Raw genomic sequence first — 745 nt, 5'->3', positions numbered from 1 at the left:
ATCGGCACCGAGCACATCCTGCTCGGCCTCATCCGCGAGGGTGAGGGCGTCGCCGCACAGGTGCTCGTCAAGCTCGGAGCCGACCTGTCCCGCGTGCGCCAGCAGGTCATCCAGCTGCTGTCCGGCTACCAGGGCCCCTCCGGCGCGTCCGGCAGCGGTTCCGGTTCGGGCGGCGGTGGCGGCCGCGAAACCGCGGGCGCCGGTGTCGGCCCCGGCTCGAAGGAAGGCGACGAGAAGGGCGGCAACTCCCAGATCCTCGACCAGTTCGGTCGCAACCTCACCCAGGCCGCGCGCGAAGGACAGCTCGACCCGGTCATCGGTCGCAGCCGCGAGCTCGAACGCACCATGCAGATCCTCAGCCGGCGGACCAAGAACAACCCGGTGCTGATCGGTGAACCCGGCGTGGGCAAGACGGCCATCGTCGAGGGCCTCGCCCAGAAGATCGTCAACAACGACGTTCCCGACACGCTCACCAACAAACAGCTCTACACGCTCGACCTCGGCTCGCTCGTGGCCGGGTCGCGCTACCGCGGTGACTTCGAAGAGCGCCTCAAGAAGGTGCTCAAGGAGATCAAGTCCCGCGGCGACATCCTGTTGTTCATCGACGAGATCCACACCCTCGTCGGTGCCGGCGCAGCCGAAGGTGCCATCGACGCGGCGTCGATCCTCAAGCCGATGCTCGCTCGTGGCGAACTGCAGACCGTCGGTGCCACCACCCTCGACGAGTACCGCAAGCACGTCGAGA

1 protein-coding gene is annotated in these 745 nt (G+C 67.7%); it reads left to right on the top strand.

All coding sequences use genetic code 11. The annotated features are described in order from the left end of the window. On the top strand, nucleotides 1-745 hold a 745-nt coding region (locus tag ON45_RS18545; RefSeq protein ID WP_040495923.1), incomplete at both ends, for an AAA family ATPase.

Source organism: Ilumatobacter nonamiensis YM16-303 (assembly GCF_000350145.1).
GTDB classification, from domain to species: domain Bacteria; phylum Actinomycetota; class Acidimicrobiia; order Acidimicrobiales; family Ilumatobacteraceae; genus Ilumatobacter_A; species Ilumatobacter_A nonamiensis.
Note: the sequence above shows the minus strand (reverse complement) of the source record. Positions and strands in the feature narration are given on the sequence as shown.